This is a genomic window from Microcoleus sp. K1-B1, assembly GCF_036704705.1.
Classification (GTDB): Bacteria; Cyanobacteriota; Cyanobacteriia; order Cyanobacteriales; family Microcoleaceae; genus Microcoleus.
In genome coordinates, this window is the sequence record NZ_JAUBSH010000076.1 from 1 (window position 1) to 24,746 (window position 24,746).

The 24,746-nt window shown below is 46.7% G+C and carries 17 protein-coding genes and 1 pseudogene; 6 read left to right on the top strand and 12 right to left on the bottom strand.

Translation table 11 applies throughout. The features are described 5' to 3' along the window. Positions 1-205: 205 nt before the first annotated feature. Complete coding sequence (locus QUA83_RS22670) at positions 206-349, top strand: chlorophyll a/b-binding protein (RefSeq protein ID WP_015176459.1); 144 nt, start codon at positions 206-208, stop codon at positions 347-349. A gap of 189 nt (positions 350-538) precedes the next feature. Here QUA83_RS22670 and QUA83_RS22675 read toward each other — a convergent pair whose 3' ends face one another. The 8 genes from QUA83_RS22675 to QUA83_RS22710 form a co-directional block, all read right to left on the bottom strand. Continuing rightward, complete coding sequence (locus tag QUA83_RS22675; protein WP_333296000.1) at positions 539-751, bottom strand: hypothetical protein; 213 nt, start codon at positions 749-751, stop codon at positions 539-541. A 106-nt stretch (positions 752-857) separates the two neighbouring features. Then, positions 858-1,076: a hypothetical protein gene (locus tag QUA83_RS22680; protein WP_190655558.1), complete on the bottom strand. Its 219-nt coding sequence runs from the start codon at positions 1,074-1,076 to the stop codon at positions 858-860. A gap of 295 nt (positions 1,077-1,371) precedes the next feature. Beyond that, positions 1,372-1,554: a hypothetical protein gene (locus tag QUA83_RS22685; protein ID WP_333296003.1), complete on the bottom strand. Its 183-nt coding sequence runs from the start codon at positions 1,552-1,554 to the stop codon at positions 1,372-1,374. Next, a complete protein-coding gene (locus QUA83_RS22690; RefSeq protein ID WP_333296005.1) occupies positions 1,539-1,931 on the bottom strand; it encodes a response regulator in 393 nt (130 codons plus the stop codon). Before QUA83_RS22690 ends, QUA83_RS22685 begins: the two co-directional genes overlap by 16 nt. A gap of 362 nt (positions 1,932-2,293) precedes the next feature. Then, positions 2,294-4,861, bottom strand: coding sequence for a PAS domain S-box protein (locus QUA83_RS22695; RefSeq protein ID WP_333296008.1), 2,568 nt, complete (start codon positions 4,859-4,861; stop codon positions 2,294-2,296). A 364-nt stretch (positions 4,862-5,225) separates the two neighbouring features. Continuing rightward, on the bottom strand, positions 5,226-7,472 hold the full coding sequence (locus tag QUA83_RS22700; RefSeq protein WP_333296010.1) for a glycoside hydrolase: 2,247 nt from the start codon (positions 7,470-7,472) through the stop codon (positions 5,226-5,228). Between the two features lie 276 nt (positions 7,473-7,748). Next, positions 7,749-7,985, bottom strand: coding sequence for a NifU family protein (locus tag QUA83_RS22705; RefSeq protein ID WP_006632519.1), 237 nt, complete (start codon positions 7,983-7,985; stop codon positions 7,749-7,751). Positions 7,986-8,647: 662 nt separating this feature from the next. Further along, positions 8,648-9,298: a DUF3386 domain-containing protein gene (locus QUA83_RS22710; protein WP_333038699.1), complete on the bottom strand. Its 651-nt coding sequence runs from the start codon at positions 9,296-9,298 to the stop codon at positions 8,648-8,650. A gap of 271 nt (positions 9,299-9,569) precedes the next feature. On the opposite strand from QUA83_RS22710, the pseudogene QUA83_RS22715 reads away from it, so the two are divergent. Next, a pseudogene (locus tag QUA83_RS22715) lies at positions 9,570-10,763 on the top strand (RNA-guided endonuclease InsQ/TnpB family protein). 212 nt (positions 10,764-10,975) lie between these two features. Beyond that, positions 10,976-12,514, top strand: a complete 1,539-nt coding sequence (locus QUA83_RS22720; RefSeq protein WP_333296012.1) for a PAS domain S-box protein — start codon at positions 10,976-10,978, stop codon at positions 12,512-12,514. Between the two features lie 306 nt (positions 12,515-12,820). Here QUA83_RS22720 and QUA83_RS22725 read toward each other — a convergent pair whose 3' ends face one another. The 3 genes from QUA83_RS22725 to QUA83_RS22735 form a co-directional block, all read right to left on the bottom strand. Continuing rightward, the gene (locus tag QUA83_RS22725; protein WP_333296013.1) at positions 12,821-13,630 is read right to left on the bottom strand and encodes a GAF domain-containing protein; all 810 of its coding nucleotides are present in this window, start codon (positions 13,628-13,630) and stop codon (positions 12,821-12,823) included. Positions 13,631-14,699: 1,069 nt separating this feature from the next. Next, complete coding sequence (locus QUA83_RS22730; protein WP_333296015.1) at positions 14,700-16,598, bottom strand: ATP-binding protein; 1,899 nt, start codon at positions 16,596-16,598, stop codon at positions 14,700-14,702. A 545-nt stretch (positions 16,599-17,143) separates the two neighbouring features. Beyond that, on the bottom strand, positions 17,144-17,371 hold the full coding sequence (locus QUA83_RS22735; RefSeq protein ID WP_333167632.1) for a type II toxin-antitoxin system CcdA family antitoxin: 228 nt from the start codon (positions 17,369-17,371) through the stop codon (positions 17,144-17,146). A gap of 330 nt (positions 17,372-17,701) precedes the next feature. Between QUA83_RS22735 and lepA the strand changes: the two genes are divergently transcribed. Then, entirely contained in the window at positions 17,702-19,516 is a 1,815-nt protein-coding gene (lepA, locus tag QUA83_RS22740) for a translation elongation factor 4 (protein WP_333051855.1), read from the top strand. 374 nt (positions 19,517-19,890) lie between these two features. On the opposite strand, the gene QUA83_RS22745 is transcribed toward lepA, so the two are convergent. Then, positions 19,891-20,187: a hypothetical protein gene (locus QUA83_RS22745; protein ID WP_333296019.1), complete on the bottom strand. Its 297-nt coding sequence runs from the start codon at positions 20,185-20,187 to the stop codon at positions 19,891-19,893. A gap of 159 nt (positions 20,188-20,346) precedes the next feature. Between QUA83_RS22745 and QUA83_RS22750 the strand changes: the two genes are divergently transcribed. Both QUA83_RS22750 and QUA83_RS22755 read left to right on the top strand, forming a co-directional pair. Continuing rightward, positions 20,347-21,393: an AAA family ATPase gene (locus QUA83_RS22750; protein WP_333296022.1), complete on the top strand. Its 1,047-nt coding sequence runs from the start codon at positions 20,347-20,349 to the stop codon at positions 21,391-21,393. A gap of 129 nt (positions 21,394-21,522) precedes the next feature. Further along, positions 21,523-24,243, top strand: a complete 2,721-nt coding sequence (locus QUA83_RS22755; RefSeq protein WP_333296024.1) for a helix-turn-helix domain-containing protein — start codon at positions 21,523-21,525, stop codon at positions 24,241-24,243. The last annotated feature ends 503 nt before the right edge of the window (positions 24,244-24,746 follow it).

Below are 24,746 nucleotides of genomic sequence, written 5' to 3' on the forward strand. Positions count from 1 at the left end.
TTCCTTCCCTCACACTCCTGTGGATGCCTTTTATGCTTGTAACTCCTCCTAGTTGTAAAAAACCTACACCTGTCAGCCCTCTCCCTGCGGGTCCATCCCGCTGATCTCCGGCATTTAAACAGTAAATGTAAAAATATGTTGCAAACTTTATACTGCTGTGTTAAGTTTAGTTACATAAGGTTGAAATTAAACGAGGTTTCTGGTCATGGAAAACAAAGACGCAAAAGTTGGCTTCACTGAGTTTGCTGAAACCTGGAACGGCCGTTTGGCAATGTTGGGCTTCGTTATCGGTCTAGCTACCGAATTCCTCACCGGTCAAGGCATTCTCTCTCAAATCGGTTTGATGTAATCAGCTTAACTGCACAAGAGTTGAAATTCACGCGATCGACCCCATCACAAGTGCAAAAGCCCCCCCGCTAATAAGTCCCCTTCACTTCACACGGAAGGGGCTTTTGCATTTTTATTAAAAAACCCAACAGAGGGCACAAACAAAAATCTTTTCAGTCTCAATATTTATCGCGAGACTAACTCCACGAAACTAAGCAATTTCTACAGAATCAAAAATTCTCAATGTAGGAGTCAAAGTCGGATGTTTCACCAAACCGTCGCGTTTGTGACTCCGCGTGCTTTTACCTAAAATCATCTCCGACAGATCGGGCATTTCCTGCCAGCAGTGCGAGCAGAACCAATAAACGCGATTGTGGCGAGCGTGGCGGAGCAATTTAGAGGAGCAACAAGGGCAACTATTCATGATATTTTAAACCTTTTTTGAAGATATGGAGCGATAACCCAATCATTAGAGAGATTCACGAAAGCCTGCACATCTCAATTCCAGGCACAAAAATAAAAAATCTCTTTCACTCACAGCTTTGAGCGTCGCGCAAGTAGCACTTTTGGAGGCCCAATAGTAACACCACAATCAAAAGCTGAACGCTCCAAGGAGCCCAAGAGAAACCCCAAATAAAACAACCCAGCCCGGCCCAAGCCACAAGAACAAAAATATCTTGAGAGGTTTGCCAGTAAACCCAGACTGCTGCCAGAGAAACTATTAGTAGCAAAATGTAAGCTGAGGGCATAGTCGTCTTCTCCCAATGTGTCTGCCAACAGTCAGGAGCGATCCCTGACGTTCTGCTTAAACATAAAACTAAAACCTGAAGAACTTATGAAGACGAGTGAGTTGTTACAAAAAGTAAAATAATCCTGCCAGCTTATATTTTCCCGATAAATCTGTAGGAATACTGAGCTCATGGCTGAGGCCGAATCAGGTTAAATGAACGCACTACCCATAGGGATTTAGGCATCCCTAATTGGTATCAATTTCATCCCAATACCGACAGGGTTGAAATTGATACCGGACTGATGTTTTGAGTCTTAAGCTGACAGCACGAAAGGTACGGGGCCTAAATCGCTACACATATCCTGTCCGATCGCCCTGATTCGAGCTAAGGAACCATACCAAAGAAACCAAGTTTTTTTAACTCTCTTTGCCTGCAAAACTACTGCTTGAAAAGCTGCATAATTCAAGGCGCGCGATCGATCTATTCTTGCTCCCACCCCAAAGCCTCAGCGACCTGAGCCGCCAAAAACATCGGTTCAAAAGGCTTAGCAATCACGCTCACCACCCCCAAATCAGCGAACATCCGCCTGTCCCCAGCCAGAGCCTTAGCCGTCAATAAAATTACCGGAATGTGCTGCGTAGCATTATTAGCTTTTAACTGTAGAAAAGTAGTAGGCCCGTCTTGGTCGGGCATCATCACGTCCAATAGAATAGCATCAGGCTGTTCGGCAAGAGCCTTAGCAACGCCCTCGCGGCCCGAACTCGCTGTCAGGACTTCCCAGCCCCCCACCAGTTCAAGACTGACTTGAGCTACTTCCCGAATATCTTCCGCATCGTCAATAACCAAGATGCGCTTGGCAGTCAAAATTAACATTTTTTTATGAATGAGAACTGATCACAGATTAGAGGTTAAATGTGAATATTTTGTAAAGCAAATTATCTTACCCGATCGGACTTTACAGTAAATTTTCAAAACTGTATAGCAGATGTTGAAGGAATAAGGAACAAGGAAGACCGAAGTTACCATTGAGCGGCAGGGTTTCACCTAAGAACATCCTAACCCTCTGGCGCGGTTGCTGTAAAATATCCCACCCAAAAAAAGCCGCTTTTCGACGACCTCAAATTGTGCTTTTTGCCCGCAGTCCCCAAACTGCTGAAAAGGCTGAGATTGTTTGATCGAGTCATCGACAAACAATCTGCACAAAATCATTAACTTTGGGTACACCTGGGTAGAAATTAACTTTCAGTTGCCAGCCCCTCCCTGAGAAGTGGCAGACTTAAGAAAAAAGTGCTGCCCTCCCCCACAACGCTCTCCACCCACATCCGCCCCCCGTGCTGCTCCACGATACTGCGACAAATAGCCAGCCCCAAACCAGTACCTCCCTTCTGGCGAGAATCAGAAGCATCAACTTGTTGAAAGCGTTCAAAGACCATCTCCAGCTTGTCTGGCGGAATACCCCGCCCTTGGTCTTTCACAGCAATCACGATGTACCACGAGTTCAGAACTGGCATATGCGGAGGCGCGGCGGCAGGCTCAGGAGACAACAAAGACGGAGACGACACCGACTTGTGCGCTGCTTTTTCTGCCAAATCCGGATTGTGGGTCAACTCCCCGCTCAGCCAAACCGTAGCGCCGGAGGGAGAAAATTTGATAGCATTACTAAGCAAATTTGTCAATGCTTGAATTAGCCGATCGGGAACAGCTTGCAATTGCGCCCCCACAGGCTTCACCGACAGAGTAACTCCCGCCTGCTGAGCCATTCCCTGCATCTCGTCAGCCGCCTGCAACATCAGCTCAGCCACATTGCAAGTTTGTTTGATGGCAGTGCTGTAACTCGACTCCATCCGCTCTAAATCTAGGATGTCGTTGACCAAGCGCACCAAACGGTCAGTATTAGTGACAGCAATCTCCAGCATCCGCTTAGCTTTCTGGGGGTAAGCGTCCAGCAGGCCGCTGTTGAGGAGGCCGAGAGCGCCGTGAATTGAGGTCATGGGTGTCCGCAGTTCGTGGCTGACAACAGAGATGAATTCATCTTTCATGCGCTCGACGGCAAGCCGCTCCGTGATATCTTTAAAAGTCACCACAGCTCCAATAATTTCGCCTTCTTCTCGCATCGGAGCGACAACGTACTCAACCGGAAAACTGCTGCCGTCTCGCCTCCAAAAAATCTCATCGGTGACGCGCCGCGCCTCTCCGTCTTCCAAGGTGGCTAAAATTTGAGAACTTACCCGGTTCGGCAGCAGTTTGCCCGCCTGCTGTGTGGCGCAGTGTGGCACAAGTTCCGACTCTGAATTGATGTCTGTTGCAGGTGACAGTTGCTTGATCGCCTTTGAGCATTCTTCCTGTGCACGGTGTAAGCTTTCATAGAGTGGTCGATCGATCAATTGCTTCGATTCGCACCCAGCCATTCTCACCGCCGCAGGATTGACAAAAGTTACTTTTCCCTCTTTGTTCAACCCGCAAATTCCTTCTCCTGCGGAGAACAAAATCATTTCTGTTTGGTGGCGGAGTTGTTCAAAGGCTTTTTCGACTCGCTTGCTGTCGCTGATGTCGCGAGAGATTGTCGAAACGCCCGTTACCGCTCCAGTGGCGTCTTTAATCGGAGAAATCGTCAGGGAGACATCTATCTGTTGACCATCTTTCCGCAAGTGTACGGTTTCGTAATGGTCGATGCTGGCTCCCGCCCTAATATTTTCCAATATTTGAGGCATTTCCTTGGGGCGTTCGGGTATGGCTAAAATCTCGATCGACTGCCCCTTGATTTCCGCAGCACAGTAGCCGTAAATCTTCTCTGCTCCTGAGTTCCAGCTCTGAATTGTCCCGGCGAGGGTTTTGCCGACGATGCCGTCGTCGGAAGACTCGACAATCGACGCCAAGCGCACGAGTTCATCTCTAGTTTGCTTGTGTTCGGTAATGTCGCGACCCAAAATCACTATACTTTTGCGTCTGCCGTCGGGGTGAAATACGGGTACTTTAATCACGTCGTAGATTTTCACAGTACCGTTTGAGCGGAGAATTACTTCTTCTCCCCTAGAAAGCTCACCTTTTTCCCACGCTTCTCTATCGCTCACCTCGCACGCCTGTAGCGCCTCGCGGTAAAAACTGCTGAGTTCTCCTAGCTGAGAATCTTTGAGACCACGGTAGTCTATCTTTTCTAGCTCGAATACTTCCAATATCGCTCGATTTGCCTCCAGCCACCTACCCTCGCCATCTTTGAAGCAGACAATATCTGGCATGGCATTGATCAGCGAGTTGAGATAGGAGTTTTCTCGCAGTGCAGTTTCTACCTCGGCCCGCTTGGCGATTTCCCGTTGCAGGTTTTCGTTTGCCATTTGCAACGAGTCCTTTAACAAACTTTCTGTAAAAGTCTGTTCTTTAATTACTTCCTGAAGTCGGTGAAGTTCTAGCGACTGCCGCCTGCGGGCCAACAAATTCTCTACCCGCAAATGCAGTTGGGTGGGTTCGACGGGACTTACTATCAAATCGTCTATTCTGCGTTCGAGTTGTTTTGCCAGCAGCGAAAAGGGCTGCTCAGCAATAGCAGGCGTTTGGGATTTACTAACAAGTAAGAACGGTAAAAATATCGGATCGGCGGCAGTTTTTAATGATTCTACCAGCGGCCCGATGCGATCGAAATTTGCCTCGTCGAGAATGCACAAGTCAAAAGCGATTTGGGGAATGGGAAATTCGGAGTTGGGATCTAAAGGGTGAGCGAGTACGATCACCTCATGCTCGGCGTTGAGGTGGGCGATCGGCAAATTAAGTTGTTGGTGGCGATCGACCAAGAGTAAAATGCGGCTCATTAGTTTGTTAATTTCCCCATGACTAATGATATGATGTCCGGTAAATTAACCATTATATGTTGTGTAGTCAGGAATGAAGCCCTCTTTTTTATGAGGAATGAAGCCTTCACTACCAACAATTTTTATAGCCTTATATCGACCGGACGTGATCGAAATTATCAAGGCATTAGGTAGCCAGAGTAGAAGCCCCAATTTAATAAAATTTGATAATTATTTAATTGTTTGTTGGTTCAAAAAATGACTAATGACTAATTACTAATTCAGGGGGCGGGTTTATATTTATTTGGGTTGTCAGTTCTATGAAAGCTGGTGCAACCCGCCCCTACAGCCTAATGACTAATGACGACTGATTACTAATGACTTTTTACGGCATTCCGATCGGAATCAAAGCATCTTCCGGCATACAGCTAGAGTAACGACTCCCATCCGATAAAACCGCAATCAGCCTCACCTGCCAGTCGGGCATAATCTGCAAATCCGCCCAGGGCACTGCTACCTCCAAACATTTATCCACTCCCACTTGAGCGCGGCTAATGCGGGGCTGCCACTGATCGCCCTCTTCTGCTTCCTGAAACCAAATCGATTTCGTCAGCAAATTAATCTCTAACTGATGGTGGTATCTATAGTTTAGCGGTGCTTCGTCAGGCAAACCCGACAGCGGAATCAGACTGTTGTGCATCGTGCGATCGGGATAAAACCAGAACAAATTTAACTGCTGCGGGCAATCAATTCCCGGCCGCACCCCTACCTTGAAGTCGGCGCGAATGTAAAAATTCAAGTGGTCAACCCCGTACCAAAGCCGCTGAATTGCCGAACTCCGGTGCATCGTACCCCTTGCTCCCCCAACTTCAATCCGGCCGGCTTTGTCCCAATCCTGTTCGTTGCCGATACCGTCAATCACCGGGTGAATAAAGCTCAGCGGCAGGTGGTCGCCTTGAACCTCGTGCACCTCTACTTGCCGCCGCACTTCCGGGGGTACAGGCTCGCCGAGAGCGTCGTAAATCGCCGCTACGTGTTCGCGAAATAGCTGGTCGAACATGGCATCTTGGTTCGACGTGTGGCCTTCGCCAAACCACCAGAACCAGTCGGAACCTTCGGCCGCATAAAGCGCTTCCCAAGCTTCTGGGTTGCTTTCTTCTGTGGCCTCTGGATGGTTTGCCAGCATTTGTCTCGCGGGCTCTAACAAGTCCCAAGCGCGATTTTTCGCGGGATCGCCGATCCAAGTTGTCAGAGAACCGTCCACCCAGGAACCGGTGTGCAGTTGGGCTGCGGGAATTGTTTCGGTTGCTGGGAATTTGTCAAGAAATTCTGAGACTGTGACTAATTTTATATCTGGATTATTGCTGAGAGTTTGATAGAGGGATTCTAAGAACGGTTTGCCGTCTTGGGGATAGAATTCCCAGCAATTTTCGCCGTCTAGGGCGATCGTCACTAACCAGGGATTTTCTAAAGCTGTTTGACCATCGGACTGTCGGTTTTTGAGCGTTCTGCCGATCGCTTCTAAGTGTCCCACTAAATCTGATGCTGCCTTTTCCGGTTCCATCGAACCGTAGGTAAACCCGATCAAGTCGGACAATCTGTGGTCTCTAAATACTATGGCTAAATCGCCGTCAGGAGTTTCTAAACGGTAAGGGCGATATAAGAATTCTGGTTCGTAGACATTCCCTGTCGCGTCGCGGTGGAAAAAGTGTTTAATTGTCCACCCCAAAACTGCTTCGTCCGAGACAATCCATTTAAAGCCTTGTTTGGCAATATAGGGCAAAATTTCCGGGCTGACTGCTTGTTCCGACGGCCACAAACCGCGCGGTTGGCAATCAAACCGGTCTTCATACATTTCCCAGGCTTTTCTCAGGTGTCGGGGAATATCTTCTGCCCACTGAAACCGATGTTGTGGCAGCGTCATGTTTGGAATAGCTATGCGGCCGCCATTCGTGTCGGCAAGCAGCGGTAAAATCGGGTGCGTGTAGGGGGTTGTGGAGACTTCCAACTGTCCCTCAGCTTGCATTTTACGGTGCTGGGGAATGATGCGAGCGAGGATTTCTTTTTGTTTTGAGTAGATGTTTTTTCTGTCTACCAAACTAAAATTTTGTCCTTGTTTCAGCCACCCTGCAATCTCCGGGTCGTCCCAAAACAGCGGGTCAATCCAAGCTAAATTGTGCCATGCCAGCAAGTCGCTAAAATCCTGCAATTTCCAGTTTGCCAAACACCACTGAATGCCTTTTTCCTGCCGCTGAGTGTAGAGTTGAGCGTAGCGGGGGTGTGGCTGAATCAGAGTGTGGTAATTGGCGTCAAAAAAGTGTTCTAAAATGAACTCTTGTTCTGGGAGGGTTAAAATTTCTGCTGACTTTAATGTCACCGTCAAGTAAGGGTCTAATGCTTTGTCTGCGATGCAGTCTTCTATCTGCAAAATCAAGGAGGGAACCAAGTTTACGGTTTGATGCAGGTTGGGATATTTTGCCAGGAGGAGCACTAAATCCAAGTAGTCTTTGACTCCGTGCAAGCGCACCCAAGGCAGTCGGTACTGAGCTGCTCCTGCGCTAGCTGATACTCTGGATTTGTAGAGCGGTTGGTGTTGGTGCCAAATGAAGGCTACATAAAGGGGGTGAGACATTGAATTTAGTAATTGGTAATTGGTAATTGAATTTGGTAATTGGTAATTGGTAATTGGTAATTAAATTTGGTAATTGGTAATTGGCAATTAAATTTGGTAATTGGCAACAGTCAACAGTCAACTGGTAATTGGTAACAGTCAACAGTCAACAGTCAACTGCCAACTGTCAACCGTCAACTGGTAATTGGTAACAGTCAACAGTCAACAGTCAACAGTCAACAGTCAACCGTCAACTGCCAACAGTAAACAGTCAACTACCAATTGCCAACTGACTAATTACATTACCTGTTCGACTTCGGCAATTTCTGGGATAGCCTCGCGCAGGCGACGTTCAATGCCCATTCTCAGAGTCATTGTGGAACTTGGGCAAGAGCCGCAAGCTCCTTGCAGTCTCAGGTGTACCACTGGGCCGTCAATTTCTACGAGTTCGACGTTGCCACCGTCGGATATCAGGTAGGGGCGCATTTCATCGAGAACTGTTTCGACGTTATCTCTGGTTAGTGCTAGTGTCATATTTCGCCTCTGTGATGATTTCTTGCAGTTGATGAAAGTTCGATTTGACTCAGGGACAGCATTCTCAACCGCGCGAGATTTAAGAAACCGGGCTTGTTGAAAAAAGACTTGCGTACTCAAATGAGCTGGCTGCAGCAAACCCGGTTTCTGTCACCGAAAAACGAGCGAGAAGCCCCTGACTTTAGGCATGGGGAGGACAGCGGCAGCGACGACCGTCGCATTAAAATCCCCTTTCGGGGTTGGAGAGGTATGGTTGCCTCTCCAGTGAGGTATGGTTGCCTCAAACTCCCTTGCGGGGTAATGTTAGCTTCGCCAATGTTTTAAGAGCTTGTTAGGCTAGCAGCACGTCCTTAACCCTTGTACAGATGTTTAACCACTAGCGACAGAGCGGAAAACTAGCTTCGCATTCTCCGGTGTCGTGACTCAAAAAACGTAGTCAGTAAAGACTTAGGCTGGTAAGGTAAGCTCTCGATTCAATCCCGCTCAAAGAGCCGGACAGTCTTAAAAGCCTCCGCCTTTAGGCGTGGGGTTCCTTACGCTGATGCTCGATCCCAATTCGCTCTCTCGTTCGATCGTAGCGTTACTTGCCGCCAAATCAAGTTGATTCTGATACGTTAATCAAAAAAACCCGTTTTATTTAAGAAATTGGGTTTTTGAGGGCGCTACACTACTGCTGGTTCTAGCAGTTTGACATTGGAGTAGTTGAACTCGGTTGTTGTCAGTTGACCTTTTTCTTTGGCTCGAACTACTTGCTTGGTCATGACATAATAGTCGCCTATCTTCTCAAAGGTATCTTCAAATTCGAGTTCTTTGATGATTTCGTCTGTTTGGGGGTTGCGGAAAACTGCATCGTAGTGAGTGGCCAAAGAACCTTCGGGTGTCTCTAAGCTTTTGTGCGTGTCAATTACGAAAGCCATGCGGCCCATCACCCGGCTGACTTGACAAATTGAGAGACCTCGGATTTTATAATTCGATCCCATTGAGTCGCCTTGTACCAAGATGTCCACAGCGTCGGTGCTGTCCTTCTCGCCCAGGGTGAAGCTATTTTTGCCGTGAGATTTTTCAAATGTCGAGCGTTTGCGGTGGGTGACAATATCGCGCATTTGGGTGTAGACGCTTTGCTGCACTTCCTCATCTTCAATGCCGCTGACTTCCACGCTCATGTCGGGTTTGATGGAAACATGACCCGTATATACTTCGTCGCCCTGTTTGAGTTCAATATCGGCACTGTAACCGGGAAAATTGGCATCCCAGGTATAGCGGTGTTCGTAAGCAGCGCGAAACAAATCGCGAGCGTTGGCTTGCTCTGTCATAAATCCCTCTTTCTCTTGACACCCATCTAGTTTAGCTTAACCGCGAGAAGCCCCACATTCACTGGATAGGGGAGTTACCCGCACTCCTGGCGAGCACTTGTTGGGGGTGCGGCTGGGCTGGCAATTAGGGCGCAACAAGAATTTACCGCAAAAGTGGGTATAAAGCCCCGTCCTTCTAGGACGGCTTTAATTTCTACAATTTGTAAATAATTGTTAAATAGGTAGATTTTGTGGGTAAAAGTTGCAGTAAAAATAATGATAAACTATTCCCATGATAGTATTAGAGTTTAAGTTGAAAGGCAAAGCGGAGCAATATCGGATCATGGACGAAATGATTCGGACGGCTCAATTTGTCCGAAACAAAACTCTTAGACATTGGATAGACAATCAAGGAATTAAGCTGGTAGACCTATACAAACAGTGTGCCATTATGGCGAAAGAGTTTGAATGGGCAGGCCAGCTTAACTCGACGGCACGTCAAGCTTCGGCGGAGCGTGCCATTTTTGCTATAGGGCGTTTTTTTGCTAATTGCAAAGCAAAGAAACCAGGGAAAAAGGGATTCCCGCAGTTCAAAAAGCACACTCGTTCCGTTGAGTACAAACAATCGGGTTGGTCACTTTCTGCCGACAAAAGATGTTTAACATTTAAAGACGGCTTCGCTGCTGGGAAGTTCAAGTTGGTTGGTAGTCGGGATTTGTATTTCTAGGCGCCAAACGAGATTAAACGAATCAGAGTCGTGCGTCGTGCCGACGGATACTACGCTCAATTTTGTATCAATGTGGAACGGAAAGAGGAAGCTATTTCCACTGGTAAAGCCATTGGAATAGATGTCGGATTAAACCATTTTTATACTGATAGCGATGGCGAAACAGTTCCTAATCCTCGGTATCTCCGCAAAAGCGAAAAAGCTCTGAAGAGATCGCAGAAGCGAGTTTCTCGGAAAAAGAAAGGTTCTAAAAATCGAAAAAAAGCGATCAACAAGTTAGGAAGAAAACACCTGAAGGTCAGTAGACAGCGTAAAGACTTCGCCATTAAGACGGCGTTGTGCGCGGTGAAATCTAACGATTTTGTAGCCTACGAAGACCTTCAGGTGCGGAACATGGTTAAGAACCATAAACTCGCTAAATCAATTAGCGATGCTGCGTGGTCACAGTTTGCTCAATGGTTGGAATACTTTGGAAAAGTGTACGGCAAAACAGTTATTGCTGTTGCTCCTCAGTACACATCTCAGGAATGTTCACACTGTGGCAACCTGGTTAAAAAAACTCTGTCAACTCGAACCCATATTTGTGGTTGTGGTGTGGTGTTAGATCGCGACCATAATGCCGGAAAAAACATTTTGGCAAAGGGATTGAAGCAGGCAGGAATCAATTTAAATACGGTGGGGCACACCGAAATTTACGCTGGGGGACAGACCGATCTCTACTCGCTGATGGTAGCATCAACGAGCAAATCGACTGGATGATCCAAGAATCCCTGCGCCTTTAGGCAAGGGAGTGTCAATTTCTCTATCGGTTGCTATGATTTGAAAATAAAGTCCCAAAATGCCTGGTTATTGAGAGCGCGATGGGTCGCAAGCCAGACACCAGTCTTAGTTATGGGTTATGTTGAAAAAACTTGTGTCCGCTTTTTAGGGGTTGCACCCGCAGGTAACTATTAGATTCCCCCCTTAATAAAATGCTAGAAACTGTCTACAAACACTTAGAAACATTGCAGGAACAAGCTAGGGAATTGCCACACCCGCAACAGGCGATTTTCACAAAAATTTTGGAAGATTTATCAAATTCTCTACAGGAAATGGCAGGCAGCCGCTTGTTTGAAAGCGCCACAAATAACGCGGCAAAACTGGTGGAACTTGAAAAAAATAATCGCCTTTTGGAACGCACTGTAGCCCAGCAAGTAGGGCAAATCAGACAGCTACGGGAGCAGTTGGAAAAACAAATCAGCCAGCATCGCAGGGACACTCAAGCCTTAACTAAAAGTGAAGCAAAACTGCAAGCTATGCTGCGTAATTCTCCCGATCTAATTAGCATTGTCGGCTCCGACGGGCGAGTTCGATACCACAGCGGAGCCCTACAGCGACTTTTGGGTTACAACCCAGAAGAAAGAATTGGCAAATTTCACGGCGAGTTAATCCATCCAGACGATTTGCTGGCTTGGCAGACGTATTTTGGTAAGTTGTTAGAAGCTCCCGGAATTGGGGGGGCAATCGAATATCGGAAACGCCACGCTGACGGTTCTTGGATCTACATGGAGTCGATAGGTAACAGTTTGCTTTACGATTCTAGCGTGCAGGGAATTATAATTTATTCGCGGGAAATAGGGGAACGAAAGCAAGCGGAAATCGCTGTCCGAGAGTCGGAACTACACTACAGAGTTATGTCGCAAATTACTTCTGATTTTGCCTATTCTTTTAAGGGACTGCCCGACGGCAAGTTCGCCTGCGAGTGGGCGACAGAAGCTTTTGAGCGCTGCACCGGTTGCGTTCCTGAAGAATTAGAATCGTTTGGTTGGTGGAACTCGGAACTCGTTCATCCCGACGACAGGGAAATGTTAATTAAACAGTTAGAAGGCTGTAATTTCAGCCGCACTGGAGCTAATGAGTATCGCATTATTAATCAAAAAGGCGAGGTGCGCTGGGTGCGGGACTACTGGCAAGTGGTGTGGGACAAAACTGCTGAACGGGTTGTTCGTTTGTGGGGCGCTTGTCAGGAAATTACCGATCGCAAGCAAGTAGAATTGAAACTACAACTCGTTAACCAAGTTTTGCAAGCCCAGATAGCATCAGCGCCGCTGGCGATTAACTGTACCAGCAATGACGGCAATACCGTTGTTTGGAACCGCGCCGCCGAACAACTTTTTGGCTGGACTGCTGCTGAGGTTTTAGGGAAACCTTTACCGAATATTCCTGAAGGCCAAAAGCAAGATTTTTACGCGCTGCTAAAGTCTGCGTCTAATGGCAAACCGCAAAACGGTTTGGAAATATCTTTGTTGAAAAAAGACGGTAGTTCGATCGATGTTTGGCTTTGGGCCGCACGTGTGCGAGATGCGGGCGGCCAGACTGTCGGCAGTATCAACATATTTTCTAATCTTTCAGAACGCAAGCGCATAGAGGAAGAGCGCCAAAAACTAGCAGCGATGAAAGATATGGAGGAACCTTTTTGGGCGCGCTATGTCAGCCCTCCAAAAACTCCTAAAAAAAAGGGCGGTCTGTAATTGTATCAAGCACAAGTTAAAAGCATTAAAAGTGCGAAACTGTAATCTTATGCTTGCCATATCCTTGGCGGTCAAAAAAACTATTTTATGGGGGTCGTTTGAGCGGACATAATATGATAAATACACCGCGCTACTACGTGTAGTAGTTGCTATTCTGTACTGTGTAAAACTATATTTCCCTAAAAATAATTGATGAACCAGCTATCGAATTAATTGAGGAAATCTATCGATAAAGTGTCAGTTTTTTCATGGTAAAACTTGTGGATACGGTAAATATTAGACTTGTTAAATACGCCACTCGAAGGTTTACTGATGCCCAGATTTTTCCTGACTCCTCAAAGTGGCTAACTCTGCGTGAGTTTGACAAGCTTCACTTAACTCAATGTAATCTAAGATATTGGAAATTACCTGAGAAAGGTGGATAGCCGAACGGTGAGCTTCTTGGATAAAATCTCTCTCCTCTATGGGATCGTCAGCTTGGTCGTCTATGGTTAGTTGCAGATAGCCGATGATGTGATTTAGGGGAGTGCGGAGCTCGTGGGACGCTTTCAACAAAAATTGCTTTTTGAGCTGGGATAGTCCTTGTACTCGCTTGTTGCGCTCTTGGTAGAGGGTGGCGAGGGCGATCGCACTTCCTACTTGCTCGGCAAGTTCTTGTGCGAATTCGATCTGGGATTGAGTCCAAGGTCGATCGGTCTTACCCTTCCCGGACGATCGACCTTTGCACTTATGCAAGCTAATTATGCCATTAGGTTGCTCTTGGTAAGCGGTAGCCACCACTAGCAGCGACTGCGGCCCAAAAGCGTCAGTGGCTGCAAAGGAGTCTACTACCACCGGTTCGAGGGTGGCTAGAGCTTGAAGGAAATGAGGTGCTGCTGTGAGCGAGATTTCCATTCCCAGCATGGGTAAAAATGGTTCTTGGCAGTATTCAGCAGCTACTTTGACTTGCAGGCTAGAACTTTCATAGGGACAAAGGATACAGCGGCTGACGCCTAGTGTTTCTCCCAGACTGTTAACTGTTTGCTGCCAGATGGTATTGAGATCCAAGGTGCGACGAATATTTCTGCCAATTTGGAGTAAAAGCTTTTGCGATTGAGCTGATATTTGCTGATTCATAGCAACCCTTTTTCTACTAGACTGGCAAAAGTTTACCACTCCGGCAACAGAGCAGGGAGTTACTGAATTTGCCAGCCTGCCACTGTCCGACTTATTGATTACGTAATTCTACTTAAATATTGCCACAGACCGTCAAACATTACTAAGTATTTGCGGTGTCTTTACAAGATCTTTATGATTTTCACATAGAACGGAGAGCGTCCTGTTTTCTTGAAAATCCTTTACAGTAGGGGATCGGGAAGCTGAATCAGTGCTAAAAGTAGGCATTAAGTTCTTGTAAAGTTGGCGGTTTGTGGGGGTTTACTCGGAGGTGTGAGCGGCCAGCCGACAGATTAAAGATTAGCTTTTATCCGTATCCCCCGGATTTGATTTATGCCAATTCTGGCTGGGGATCGGAAGTGGCGCGGGTGATGAATATCAGTCCAAAACTCCCAAGGAGGGAGCTGGGCGACGGATAAAAGTCAATCGATTTTAGATTTGAGATTTGAGATTTTAGATTAAAGAATTGAAGCATTGACCCCACGGATAAATTCGGGGGCTCCTTTATCGGATACAGGTTTTTTATTTCTGGGTACTGAGTCTGCTTTCGGAATGAATCCGGGAGCTTGTATCCTGGATGCTTTCTGTCAGGGATACTCTGGTGGGCGATCGAACTGTGTTTATAGGATAATTAGCAATTATCGATGACCTTTATTCACGAAACAGAACTTACGAATACAGGAATATAGCAATTTTTAAGTGAATAAGGTACAGTTTTGTAATTAGTAATTAGTAAGAAAGCTGGCGAGTACCTCACGAAAGTTGAGAACGGGAGCATCTCATATTTGTAAAAACACTTCTTCTGGCTTCTTCCTTCTTCCTCTTTCCTTCTGCCTCCTGCCTCCTGCCTCCTGCCTCAAAACTCCAATTTGTAGCTTGGCTGCCAAAGTGAGATGCTCCCGTTGAGAACCGCTATAACAGTTTTTTTTCTGCTTCCTGATTCCCTCTTGCTTCTTTATTTGTGCTGATTCTTGATTCCTGATTCTTTCAACGTCCCGATGACCAATTACTGATGCTCAATTACGGATGATTAATTTTTAAATAGTGGTTCTTGATAAAGAGGCACAGTAAAAGTAACCGTTGAGCCGAGTCCTTCTCCCATACTGTAAAAGTTTACTGTACCCCCCATTGCTTCTACCAGTTTTTGAGAAATAGCCAATCCCAAACCGGTGCCGCCGTATTGTCTGGTACGATCGCCATCCACCTGAAAAAACGACTCAAATAATTTATCTTGCTTGTCGAGAGAAACCCCAATGCCAGTATCAGCGACTCGGATTTTCACCATTCCGGGGAACTGCTGGTTGTGAACAGTCACCTTTTTCTTAATAACCTCGGCACTGATGCGAATTCCCCCTTCCCCGGTAAATTTAATCGCATTGCCCGTGAGGTTCAAGATTACCTGAAGCAGGCGTTGGTAGTTGCCGTACACAATAATCTCGTCCTCCACAGGGGGTTTTTGGATTTGAAATTGCAATCGCTTTTGCTCGACTTGAACCCGTGTAAAATTCTCAACTTGTTGCAACAGTTCACCGAGTTTGACGGGAGCGAGATCTAACTCCATTTTGCCAGCTTCGATTTTAGCGACATCCAAAATATCGTTAATCACATTGAACAAATGTACTGCTGATCGGTAAGCTTCTTCGATAAATTGGTGCGCTTCTTCCGGGTCATCTGCCATGCCGTCCATAAGCAGTTTTAGGAAGCCGAGGATGCCGTTGAGGGGGGTGCGGAGTTCGTGAGAAGTATTAGCAAGAAATTGACTTTTAAGTTGGGAAAGAGCCACGGCTTCGGCGCGCGCCTGTTCTAATTCTTGGTAAAGTGTAGCGTGGGCGATCGCACTGCCGACTTGAGCGACTAACTCGCGGGCGAATTCGAGTTCGACAGGACTCCATTTCGGAGAATTGCCGCAGCGGTGCAAACATATCAGTGCATTGGGTTGGTCTTCGTAGGAGGTAGCTGCTACGAGTACGGAATGGCGGTGGAAGGGATCGGTGGCGGGGGAGGCGTAATCGACTGCTACTGGTTTTAAGGTAGCTAAAGTTTGAATCCACCCTGGCTGTTCGGCTGCGCGCAGTTCTACTCCTAGCATAGAAGAGTAAGCTTCTTGGCGGTACTCAGCTACTACTTTAAAAGTTTTCGATTGGAGATTTTCGATTTGAGTTGGGGAAAGCGGGGGCGAGGGGTAGCTAGCTATTGACTGTTGTAATTCGGCTGCTGCGGCGGTCGAATTTTGCTGATTTTCGGAGGCAAGGAAGGGGGATGTTTCGAGATTTTCGCTGTCTTTTTTGTAGGAACAGATGATGCAGCGACTCGCGTTTAAAACTTGACCCAAGCTGTTAACAGTTTGCTGCCAAATGGTGGCTAAATCGAGGGTTTTGTGCAGGTTTTGAGCGATTTGGGAGATGATTTTACGGTCGATTTCGGAGTAGGGAGGGAGCGATCGACCGGGGATACGGCTCGCTGGAAGCGACATTCGTTGGCGGGCGTCGAAGGGGGATGGCAAAGCTCGATAGAGCATGAATTCTGGGGAATCTGGCCGTCTGTCTGTGGGTTTGTCAGACAGCAGCCTTCCCATAACTAAGACTTTTGTAGCTTTGCCGTTTGAGTTGATCGCCGGAGTGAGTGTCAAATCGAAGAGAAAATATTGTCCGGCGTGGCAAAATGGATAGCTGAACCTTTGCGGTACGAGGGTTTCGAGCGCCCGCCGCAGGATATCGAGATAAGGCGCAGGGGGGATGGGTTGCAGGGTTTCGCTGAGGGGGCGATCGACAATTTGTTCTGCTGTAAGGTTGTACTGCTCGGCTTTTTGCCAGTAAAAAGATAGATATCGACCAGAGGCGTCTTGGGTAAATACTAATTCTGCCCCTAACTCTTGAAAAAAAACTGTAGAGGCGAGGCTCGATCGCCGAAAATCTGTGTTAGAGTCCATCAGAGTAGGGGATGAAAGTAGTTCGGATTTTGGAGTCTTGAGTTTTTAATAAATATCTCAAAACTCCCCATTGTTGGGGGCTTCTACTGTTAATTTGTGAGTTAGTAATCAATTAAAAAGTTGTTGGCTTTTTAATTAAAACATTAATCGCTAAAAACTCACAATTAGCAAAAATTTTAGGCTTCTCTTATTGAGTTTTGAGTGATCAATGAACTCATAAAATATTAATTATTTAATTCTGAACTCAACTCAAAACTCAAAACTATTCGTTCTCAGCCGTTTTGGGTAATTTAAAGATAAAAATTAAGATTGAGAAATTAGGAACCTGCACCGATTAACTATCAAGTGTGAAAATTACGCCAAAATATGAGGCTGCGAACCACCACCTGGAAAAGTTCCGAGGTTGTGAGTTAGCATAGTTCGCTCGCCCACAACTTGTAGCTTTCGCCGCGAAATCTGCAGGATATCGCCCGCGCGATCGAAATTTCATAGCCAGAAACTTTACAGCCAGCAGATTTGCGCGCGCCGTCTCGTAGCCGGAAACCTCAGTCGTTCCATTCACCGCGTGGCGGGACTGGGGGGTTGCGGCGTAAACTCAGAGCCAGTTCGTCTTCGCGGCGCTCGCCTCTGAGCCACTGCTTGATTGCTGTTTCAATGACTTTGCTGGGGTCATTCGTCAAGTGCTTAATTTGGTCTAGGAGTTCAGAATCTATATGGATAGATAGTTCCACTTTTTCTGACGAACTGTGGGGGGGTATACTTGACTGGCTCATAGTTAAAAAATCCTAGTTTTAATTCTTAAGTTTCAATTCTTTTGATGACAACCGACTGGACTAGATATTTGCAGTCCCTGATTTGCACCCCACCTTTCCTCAACCGCTTAACAGCTTTCTGTACAATGAGACAGAGAAAAGTTTTTTCCTTTTGGGTGTCCGGGCTCGGTCGGACACTTGAAGGGTAATAACTGATACTCTTGAGGTTTGCCTCAGTTGTGGTTTCATCTCAATCCCCAGTAAGAGGTTGAAGTAGTAAGCACTCTACTCTTGCTTGTGTAATCATACAACAAAAAGTATCCTTTGCCGATTAGCTCTTCGATAAAAAACATGACTAACGTCCCTGTATCTCGCATTCGTAATTTTTCGATTATTGCTCACATCGACCACGGAAAATCGACCTTGGCAGATCGCCTGTTGCAGGCGACTGGGACTGTGCAGGCACGGGAGATGAAGGAGCAGTTTTTAGACAATATGGATCTCGAACGCGAACGCGGCATTACGATCAAGCTGCAAGCGGCTCGGATGAACTATACTGCCAAAGACGGTCAGGAGTACGTGCTGAATCTGATCGACACTCCCGGACACGTGGACTTTTCTTACGAGGTGTCGCGATCGCTCGCTGCTTGCGAAGGGGCGCTGCTGGTGGTAGACGCATCTCAAGGAGTGGAAGCACAAACCCTGGCAAATGTCTACCTTGCCTTGGGACACAATCTGGAAATTATTCCAGTTTTAAATAAAATTGACCTGCCGGGGGCAGAACCGGAACGGGTAAAAGGGGAAATTGAAGAAATTATCGGTCTGGACTGTAGCGGGGCGATTGAGGCTTCGGCTAAGGAAGGAATTGGTATAGATGAAATTTTGGAGTCGATCGTCGAATTGGTGCCCCCGCCGCAGGATACAGTTGACAAACCGCTGCGGGCGCTAATTTTTGATAGTTATTACGACCCTTATCGCGGGGTAATTGTGTATTTCCGGGTGATGGACGGAAGTGTCAAAAAGGGCGATCGAGTTTTGTTGATGGTTTCGGGTAAGGAATATGTCATCGATGAATTGGGCATTCTTTCACCGACTCAAGTTCAAGTAGATGAACTGCACGCGGGGGAAGTTGGTTATCTGGGCGCGGCAATTAAAGCGGTAGCTGATGCTCGCGTCGGCGATACGATTACTTTGGTCAAAAAGCCTGCACCGGAGCCTTGGCCGGGTTATACAGAAGCAAAACCGATGGTTTTTTGCGGCTTGTTCCCGATCGATGCTGACCAATTTCCAGATTTGCGGGAAGCTTTAGAAAAACTAGAACTCAACGATGCGGCGCTTTCTTACGAACCGGAAACTTCGAGTGCGATGGGATTTGGTTTCCGCTGCGGTTTCTTGGGTTTGCTGCACATGGAAATTGTGCAAGAAAGGCTGGAGAGAGAATACAATTTGGATTTGATTGTTACGGCTCCTTCTGTGGTTTATCAAATCACAACAATTAAAGGGGAAGTGTTAACAATTGACAATCCCAGCCACTTGCCCGATCCTCAGTATCGCGAGAAAATTGAGGAACCTTATGTGCGGGTAGAAATGCTGTCGCCAGAAACTTATGTCGGCGCGCTGATGGAACTGTCTCAAAGTCGGCGGGGCATTTTTATGGATATGAAGTATTTGAGTCAAGGCCGAACTACGCTGGTTTATGAGTTGCCTTTGGCGGAGGTGGTGACTGACTTTTTCGATCAGATGAAATCGCGATCGCGCGGTTATGCGAGCATGGAGTATCACCTCATCGGTTATCGCGAAAATCCGTTGGTGAAAATGGACATTTTAATTAATGGCGATCCGGTTGATGCTTTGGCGATGATCGTACACCGGGATAAGGCTTATAATGTGGGCCGCGGCTTGACTGAAAAACTCAAGGAGTTGATTCCCCGCCACCAGTTTAAGGTGCCGATTCAAGCGACAATTGGCGCGAAGGTGATTGCTTCGGAACACATTCCGGCTTTGCGAAAGGATGTGTTGGCGAAGTGTTACGGCGGTGATATTTCGCGGAAGAAAAAGTTGCTGCAAAAGCAGGCGAAGGGTAAGAAGCGGATGAAGTCTGTGGGTACTGTGGATGTGCCGCAGGAGGCTTTTATGGCTGTGCTGAAGCTCGATCGAGATTCGTAATCTGTGTGGCCTTTTGTCAGGAACAGGCAAGATGCCTGTTCCACAAAGAGTCTGTTTTTTGTAGTTGTTTGCAGTGCTCTAGAACAGGCAAGATGCCTGTTCCACAAAGAGTCAGTTTTCTTGTGGGATGGGCATCTTGCCCGTCCCTGTGGAAGCTCAGAAACCGGGTTTTTTTACGAAATACTTCGTTACACACGGTAAATTCGGTAAAAAACCCGGTTTCTTTGTCGGAGTGCGTCCAGCACTGTTTAAACCCAGATAAATATAAAGAGTTAGGGAAGTTATATTAAGGGCGATTCCCTACGGGATAACTACGCTTCACGCACTTTTGGACATGAAGGGCGATCGCCTTTTTGCAAAAAAACTATCAGAGATTACTCATTATCCTCATCATCATCATTATCTTGAACTACCTTACTACTTAAAAGTCCGAAAATCGCACCCACACCCATATTCCAAGTGCTATTGCAAGTCTCAAAAATGCGAACTTGTTGGGGAGATGGCCGATCTTCGGTACTAATCCAGAAAGACACGCCTCCAGAAAGTGAGGTAAAAAAGATAACAGTGGCGAAGACGTACTGGAAACGAGAGGGAGATTGAGGACGAGTGTTTTTACGAGTCATTTTAGTAGATTTGGGTTTAGCAGGTGTCATATTTGGTTTAGCTTTCATAATTGCTACTTTCTTATTGGATATGTTTTAATCTTAAAGAGTAAAAGCTTGAAAGTCAGCCTGTGTATAGGTTTCACTTAGTATGAGTTTGGTATGCGTTTCGTATGCGTTTGGTTGGCGATCGCTTGCTACAATAGTTAAAACGTTCGTAACTTAGCTATGGCAGAGCGATCGATCGCAGCATCTGACGCAGGAATTGAAAAAGCAAAAACAGCTCTCACAGACAAAGGCTGGAGTCGCCAAGACTTAGCGGATCGTGTTGTGATGGGGGAAGAAAAAAGTCTAAAGATAGGTATCGATATTCAAACAGTTCATAAATTTTTCACCCAGAAGGGTGTGAAGCCCCAGTATTTTGTTGCAATTTGCAATACTTTAGGATTGGATTGGCAAGAAATTAAAAAGCTTAATACAACCACATCGCCCCAAACATCCTTACCAAATGACAATCGAATAGCCGAATTAGAACCGCCAAATATCAATTATAATAATCCCTTTATTCCTCAGCATGGCAAGATAGACGATCCGCGATTTTTCTTTGGCAGAGAAAGGGAAATTCGGCGGGTATTCGAGACGCTGAATAGTGGCAGTAGCGTAGCAATCATTGGCGAAAGAGCGATCGGCAAAAGTTCTGTGCTACAAGCCATTTACCGACAAGCACCAAATCAACTCCATCATCCGCGCCAACCCATTTACCTCGATTTAAAAAATGTTTGCGATGAAAATGACTTTTACGGTGCTTTATGCCACAAAGCGGGTATCGAGACAGCGAAGGGATATTTACTAGAACGGGCTTTAGAATCGCACCGATTGCTGTTGCTTTTAGATGAAGTCGAGAAAATGACCTGGGATGGATTTACGAACCAAGTACGCGGTCAATTGCGGGGTTTGGCGGAGGGAAATAACGCACCTTTGCGTCTAGTTGTCGCCGCCTGCACCTCTCTCGATACCCTGTTTCCTGACAGTCAAGACAAAAATATGACATCTCCTTTTAAAGGGATTTGCATTGAGGAAAATCTGAAGCAATGGCATGAAGAAATCAGCCGCGAATTTATTGTTAGTCGCCTCCAGGCTTCCTGGTTAAAACCTGTTGCTCAGCCCGTGAATTTTACTGAGGCAGAAATTGCGGAGTTAATTGCTGAAAGTGGCGGCTATCCTCAGAAATTGATGCAGTTGTGCAATCAAACTTATGCTGGTTATATCAACTAGGACTTACACATTGGGGCCCAGAAACCGGGTTTTTTACGAAAATATTTCGTTAGAGAATCGCAGATTCGGTAAAATACCCGGTTTCTCACCACCCGTGCGTAAGTCCTGTTTATTCATCCCCACCTATTTATGAGTCAAAACCATCCCCCCGTTCCTCGGTTAGATTTAGCTCCCAAACTGAAGCGCCCTCTTTCTTTGTGGAATCCTTTAGATTACCTGCGATTGTTATATTGGGTGTTTCTCTTTCCTCAAGCTGTGGGGTGGTATGAGTCTACTTTTGGGGGTGAATCTAATTTACAAGACCCCAAAACCTGGCGAGAAAAGTGGGAGTGGTTGCGTCAAAATTCCGTCCAGTGTCAGTTAATTCTACAAGCCTTGATGTTAATCATTGTTATCCTCGTAGGCTTGAGTAGATTTTTGGAGGAAATAGGCATTTCTATCCATTGGTCCGGCGTGGCGTTGGGCGTGGCGTTGGGCGTGGCGTGGGGCGTGGCGTCCGGCATGGCGTCCGGTGTGGCGTTGGGCGTGGCGTCCGGCGTGGGGTTGGGCGTGGGGTTGGGCGTGGGGTTGGGCGTGGCGTTGGGCGTGGCGTCCGGCGTGGGGTTGGGCGTGGCGTGGGGCGTGGCGTCCGGCGTGGCCTTGGGCGTGGCGTGGGGCGTGGCGTCGGGCGTGTGGTTGGGCGTGGTGTCGGGCGTGGCGTCCGGCGTGGCGTGGGACGTGGCGTTCGACGTGGGGTTGGGCGTGGCGTTGGGCGTGGCGTTGGGCGTGGCGTCCGGCGTGGCGTTGGGCGTGGCGTCCGGCGTGGCGTCCGGCGTGGCGTCCGGCGTGGCGTTCGGCGTGGCGTCCGGCGTGGCGTTCGCACGTCCTGAAAATTGGCTTTTCGCTGTACCGTTTACCTTACTCCAGCGTCAACAGCTAAATAGACAATTTCCTCACATTACCCCACTTCCCCTTCCCTACCTGTCTTCTCAAATAGCTAATTGGCTGAGGCGGGATTGGGAAACAGGATTGCACAACATTAACCAACTACTACTATTTACCCTTCAGTTTATCCCTGTTGTTAAAGCTGTAAATCGTGTACTGGCAGACACACCAAAAGACCAACTCATCTATCGCCTCGCTCAATTATCAGAAGATCCTTATGATTGGAAGTTGGTGCGTTTTGCCTCAGCTTCTCTAAGTCAAGTAATCAAGTCAGAAGCAGTAGAAGTTTTTTTCCTCCTACCTTGGCGACAACAAATTCAAGCTCGTTTTCAAACAGAAATTCGTTTAAATACTCCTGCCCGTGCCTCTGCTGCTGGTTTCTGGTATCTCCATCAGCGAGAACCAGACAAAGCTACAGAGGCTTTCGCTGTAGTGCGAGATCTGCTTTATGGAGACGAGATGTTTACCTTAGCGCAGATTCTCACAGGTTTTCACCAAACAGCAGAACTAGCCGAGATTGCTTCCCTGAAACTGCCTGCTTCCCCCAATCCACCTCTGCTGCGTGAGACTACTTGGGAAGCAATTGCCTCTCTACGGCGGGTAATTGCCGATGTTCAAGTCGTCCAGAATAGCGTATCTCGTTCTGCCCGTTCCCTTGCCCTCAACCGAGCATTAGGTGAGCTTGAAACTCTTCTCGATCGTCCAGATATTCTACCACAATCTGAACGAAATTTAATTATTAAAACTACCCAAAAATGGCAACAAATATTACTGCAAGTGACAGGGAAAATCGGAGATATTTCGATTACTCAACCTGTGACTATCCCCTATATAATGGGTGATCCAGTCCAAGGCAATCTATTTGTGGGCCGCGAAGACATCATCAGACAGCTAGAGGAGTTGTGGGTAAAAGGCAATCCGCTTCAATCTGTGGCTCTCTACGGTCATCGGCGGATGGGAAAAACTTCTATTTTGTTGAATGCTAGCAACTGCTTAGGCTCAAAAGTACAGGTGGCTTATGTCAATTTGCTGCGGGTAGGAGATTGCTCTCAAGGAGTGGGCGAACTGCTAATATTCATCACCGATGCCATTGCCAAAACAGTCAAGATTGCACCTCCTGCCGATCGCGATTTACTCGAATTACCCTATCTCACTTTTGGACGCTACATCGAACAAGTAATAGCAAATGTAGAAAGTGGATTGATCGTTGCTTTAGACGAGTTTGAAAAAATAGAAGAATTGATAGACGCTGGGAACATCAATCAAGATTTTATCGGTTTTTTGCGAGGGATGGTGCAAATGAGTTCTAAAGTAGCCTTTGCTTTTGCCGGATTGCACACCTTGGATGAAATGACCGAGGATTATTTCAATCCTTTTTTTGCTAGCATTATCCCCATCCGAGTAGGTTTCCTGAGTCAAGGTGCAACTCGCCAAGTTTTAGCGAATCCCGATGATGATTTTCTCCTCGACTACAAACCAGAAGCACTCGATCGCATTTATGAACAAACTCATGGGCAACCCTACCTCACGCAATTGGTAGGATTTCTGTTAGTCCGCCTCTACAACGACCAAGTATTTGAAATGGGACGCCCCCGCGATCCAATGTTTACACTAGAAGACGTAGCAACAGTCATCAACGACCCGGAATTCTTCAGCAGAGGTCGCTACTATTTTACAGGAGTTTGGGGTCAAGCAGCGCAAGGCGCATCGGGACAACAGGAGATTTTAAAAGCCTTAGCACCTCACTTAGAAGGAATGAATCTCGACAGGCTGAGTCAAGAAACAGGGATGGATGAGACAAGTTTACAGGAAGCACTAAAAACTCTCGAACGCCACGATGTGGTTCAAGAAAGTGATGGTTGCTACTGTATTACTGTCGAACTATTCCGCCGCTGGGTTCAGATGTCATTGGGAGGGAAGCGATAGTTAGTTATCCCTTTGAGTATTCGGCGGTTGAAACCCATCCTACAGAGGCTCTCGTCCCCGCAGAGGGGGACTAAGAGACAAGCGATAACATTAATATTACTATTAGGCCAAATATTTACATTATTGGCGGCCCTAACGGTTCAAGTAAAACTACAGTTTTCCTGAAATTATTACCTAATTTTTTAGATCGACATAATTTCTCTCATATTGCTTTTCAGATAAATCGACCCGGGTTTTTTCAAATAAGCCCGTGAAGCGCAGCTATCCCCTAAGGCATCGCCCAACCTCAGACCGAAGTCATCAAATAACCAATAACTACTAACAAATAACAGAACTAATGTCAAGAGTGTTTTTTCGGAAATATTAAAGCTTAAATAAAAATTGCTACGGACATTTGCGAATTATAGCACTTTGTTCAAAGTATTTGAACAAAGTGCTAAGTTAATTAAAGATTTGATGAAAGAGACGCATAAGTCTTTACATTGTCGATCGCAATTTTGTTA